Annotated in this window: 4 protein-coding genes and 1 rRNA gene; all 5 read right to left on the bottom strand. The window is 37.8% G+C overall.

Annotated elements, in window-relative coordinates:
* Window positions 1-59 (bottom strand): 16S ribosomal RNA (locus VEB00_14295); the annotation flags it as partial.
* Window positions 60-432: 373 nt separating this feature from the next.
* Entirely contained in the window at window positions 433-2,004 is a 1,572-nt protein-coding gene (locus VEB00_14290) for a recombinase family protein (protein ID HYF84186.1), read from the bottom strand.
* Window positions 1,973-2,185 carry a hypothetical protein gene (locus VEB00_14285; protein HYF84185.1) on the bottom strand — a complete coding sequence of 71 codons (213 nt, stop codon included), beginning with the start codon at window positions 2,183-2,185 and terminating at the stop codon, window positions 1,973-1,975. Before VEB00_14285 ends, VEB00_14290 begins: the two co-directional genes overlap by 32 nt.
* Before the next feature lie 92 nt (window positions 2,186-2,277).
* The gene (locus tag VEB00_14280) at window positions 2,278-3,471 is read right to left on the bottom strand and encodes a DNA polymerase IV (protein ID HYF84184.1); all 1,194 of its coding nucleotides are present in this window, start codon (window positions 3,469-3,471) and stop codon (window positions 2,278-2,280) included.
* 235 nt (window positions 3,472-3,706) lie between these two features.
* Window positions 3,707-3,862: sporulation protein YunB (locus VEB00_14275; GenBank protein ID HYF84183.1), on the bottom strand; the 156-nt coding region annotated here is incomplete at its 5' end.

The following is a 3,862-nucleotide window of genomic DNA, read 5'->3' as shown; positions in this document are numbered from 1 at the left end:
TGCATGTGTTAGGCACGCCGCCAGCGTTCGTCCTGAGCCAGGATCAAACTCTTAAGTTAATTTATATCCACTCTCTTACGAGAGTTTCTTAACTTTTTCGCTTGCCCTAACTCAAAAGAATTCTGACTCTTCTCTGCGTAGAAAACTCTACGCTTCAAAGCATTCATTTGGTTATCAATTTACACTGTTTAGTTTTCAAAGACCAAAGGTATCATTCATACCTTCTTGTAGTGTGTGGTCAACAGCTTGTTGCACCGTCGACGCTTAATTATAATATCACATATAGATGCTCTACTCAATTCGAATATATGCCAAATTCTATTATATTTTTAATCTATCACTGCTTTACTTCTTCTTTCTATATTTATCTCTTGTATATGCTCCATTTTGCATTATCCAGCTATTCAAAATAATGGGTTGCATAGCTATATGCTATTTACTATCGAAGGGATCATTGATTGGTGTGTAGTTAGGTATTTCATTTTCCGGCACAGTGATGTAGCTTTCCGGAACATCACCTACAAGCGTTGTATCCGAAGGAAAACCATAAGGACTTCCTTTTATCAGTACCGTCTTGCCGGTGACTGTAATTTCAGAAACCAGCAGTCCTAATATATGACTCCTACCTTTGTTGTCTAACTTATTTAACATTTCTTCTAATACATAAGGAAGATTTTCTTTGCTGAAGCTTTTCTTGACCATTTCTAAAAATTCAGCTTGATGTTCACCTTTTGGGGCTGCTTCCGCATCAAGCCTAGCAATCCTTTTTTTTATTCCATCAAGTTTTTTTAACATTTCTTCTTCATCTAAGTAGCCTTTTTGGAACATGATTTTAATTCTTTCGTTCTCGTTCTTAGCCTTTTCTTTTTTGATTATTATATTCTTACTATCGTTTCCCTTATTAGACATATACCTTCCTATTAAATTTTCTGAATCTAATTCTTTAATTATAAATGATTTAATGCTTGCATATATGCTCTTCCATACAGCTTTTTCAATTTCATCTGCTTTAACAAGCATAGCTTCGCACTTTTTTTCTTTCTCATCCTTATACTTTCCTGCGCATATATAATAGCGATAACAATCTTCGCCTTTGGAAATGCTTTTGCCATTCATTGCGGAACCGCAGATTCCACATCTAAGCAATGGAGTCAATAGAAAATCAACACTTTTGTTTTTTTTACATATAAGCTTTGATTTTTTTAATGCATTCTGCGCTCTTTCCCAAGTATTATTGTCAATTATCTGAGGTATTTGTATAGGGACCCACTCGCATTGCGGCTTTTCTTTGACTTTTATTTTTTCACCCTTCTTTTTGAACTTATTCAAATGACAGTCTCTGGTGTCATATCTTCTTATATATAATATACCCAAATATGATGGATTAGAAAGTATTCTCCTCACTGTAACCCGATTCCATAGCTTCATTCTTGGACTTGGTATATCAGACTCATTAAACTTTTCTGCAATTTCTGCCGGCCCCATGAATTCATCAATAAGAAGCTCAAACATGAGTTTCAAATTCTTCGCATGTTCCTCGTTTATACTCAAAGTATCTGTCTTTGGATCGAAGTCATAACCATAAAGGCCAGGATTGTGAGTTAGCTTATGCTGACTTGCTTTTACCCTTTTTCCCATCTCTGTCCTGAGTCTCAATCTTGCTCTTTCATATTCATCAACTGCTGCCATGACTGTTAGCTGAAAACGGCCTTCCGCATTGTCCTGATAGTTGTTCTTTATAAATACCAGCTGTACTTCTCTCTTTTTTATCTCATCGACAATTATGAGCTGGTGGGCAGCATTCCTGGACAGCCTGCTGGAATCATAGCATATGAAAAATCTTATATCATTACTTCTTCTTTTTAACATATTAAGAGCAGCCATTAATTGAGGTCTTTCCAAAATCGCTCCTGATATTCCATCATCACCGAATATATGGATATTCTCTATACTGCACCCCATTTCTATGGCTTTATTCACACATTCCGTCCTCTGTGCTTGCATCGAATAGCCTTTCTCGGCCTGTTCCTCCGTTGATACTCTCAAATAAACCAAAGCTTTCATATCCTTCACAACCCTCACAATATCTTTGCAGCAGGTACCGGCATACTTTCTCATATCCTACAATGCTTCCTGCAGTTGAGCCCTCTGACAGCAAGACTATCTCCAGCTTCTCAGTTTTCATAAAACCACCTTTAAAACCTTCATTATTGATTTAATACTTGTACACGGGCATAATTAAAGGAAGGATAGTAATCCTTCCTCAGCTTTGGTATATTAAACGTTTTTATCTTTTTTAAGCATAGACCCTCTTATTATTTTTTTACTACCAAACCGTTCTCGTATCTTATCAATTGCCTTTTCTATGGTTTCTTCTTTTTGCACTTCATTGCTGCCGCCAAGCAGATCAAATATCGATATCTGTTCGGAGCCGTCATCGGAAAAATTACTCAAGCTCACTCCAAGGAGCCGAATAAGCTTATTTTTGCCCTTGTTTCCCTCATACAGCTTCAGTGCTGTGGTATAAATTTCTTTTGTTAGATATGTTGGCCCAACTGTTTTCTGCCTTGTAACGGTTGTAAAATCATCGTATTTTATTGATATTGCAATGGTTTTCCCTTTATATCCATACTTTCTTGCTTCGTAGCCTACCTCTTCTGCCAAGCTCAGTAAAATGTTCTTTATATATTCAATGTCATTGGTATCAAATGGCAGTGTAGTGGATCTGCCGATAGACTTGCTGTCATACATAGGATTCGGCACCACTTGAGTATTATCAATACCGTTCGCAAGTCTATATAATTCCTCACCATATTTCCCAAAATTACTTTTCAAAAACTCCATATTGCAGCTGGCAATGTCACCTATCTTATATATTGCATAATTCATAAGCCTCTGCTCAGTTTGCTTCCCTATCCCATACATCTCCTTTATTGGCAATGGCCAAAGCTTTTCTTTAATATCCTTGACAAAAAGCTCTGTTATTCCCTGGGGTTTTTTTAGTTCTGATCCCATCTTTGCAAGAAATTTGTTTTCTGAAATTCCTATGGAACACCATAAGTCCAGTTCCTTTGAAATGCTCTCCATTATATTCCTTGCAATTTCAAGAGGGCTTCCGAATAACTTTTCACACCCTGTTAAATCCATCCATGCTTCATCTATACTGTTCTGCTGTACTACAGGTGTATACCTTGACAGTATATTCATGACAGCCTTGGAATTCCTTTCATACATTTCATGATCAGGGGGTACCAATATAAGTTCGGGGCAAAGTTTTTTCGCTTCATGAAGCACCATAGTTGTCTTTATTTTGTACTTCCTTGCTTCATAATTGGCTGCAAGTATGATTCCTGAACGTTGCTTAGGATCCCCTGCAACAGCTGCCGGCTTTCCCTTTAACTCCGGATTCCTTGCCATTTCACAGCTTATGAAGAAGGCATTCATATCAACCAAGAAAATTAACCTATTCATCTTTCACCTCGCAGCTCATACTACATGCTTCGTGTCCACCGTACTGGCGAACACTGTTCGCCCCTACAGTGGAACGCATGCAATGCGTTCCCTACAACCACGCGCATCTCGAAACGCGAAACGAGCAACCACTCTCCATAGGAATACCCTAACCCATTGCCTATTGCCCTAATTAACTCAATTATACCAACCCTGACACCTTTTTACAATTGTCTGGGACTTATACAATTTTCCCTCATGCAACACCGCTTACAATTATTGTTTCAGAAACCGGTATATGTGTCGTTACATCAATTTTATTGCTTGCCAGCGGGACTAGTATCTGCACATCCGTCTTTACTATAAGATATATCTTTAGTCTAGTTTGGTTTATACCCGCTTCCTCAAAATC

It is taken from the genome of Clostridia bacterium, assembly GCA_035628995.1.
GTDB lineage: Bacteria > Bacillota > Clostridia > Lutisporales > Lutisporaceae > BRH-c25.
The sequence above is the reverse complement of the archived record's forward strand: the minus strand, read 5'-3'. Positions and strand labels throughout refer to the sequence as shown.

Bases quoted from the DNA above. Each gene is read 5' to 3' on its own strand.
- VEB00_14285 (HYF84185.1), bottom strand. From the start codon at position 2,185: ATGAAAACTGAGAAGCTGGAGATAGTCTTGCTGTCAGAGGGCTCAACT.
- VEB00_14290 (HYF84186.1), bottom strand. From the start codon at position 2,004: ATGCAAGCACAGAGGACGGAATGTGTGAATAAAGCCATAGAAATGGGG.
- VEB00_14280 (HYF84184.1), bottom strand. From the start codon at position 3,471: ATGAATAGGTTAATTTTCTTGGTTGATATGAATGCCTTCTTCATAAGC.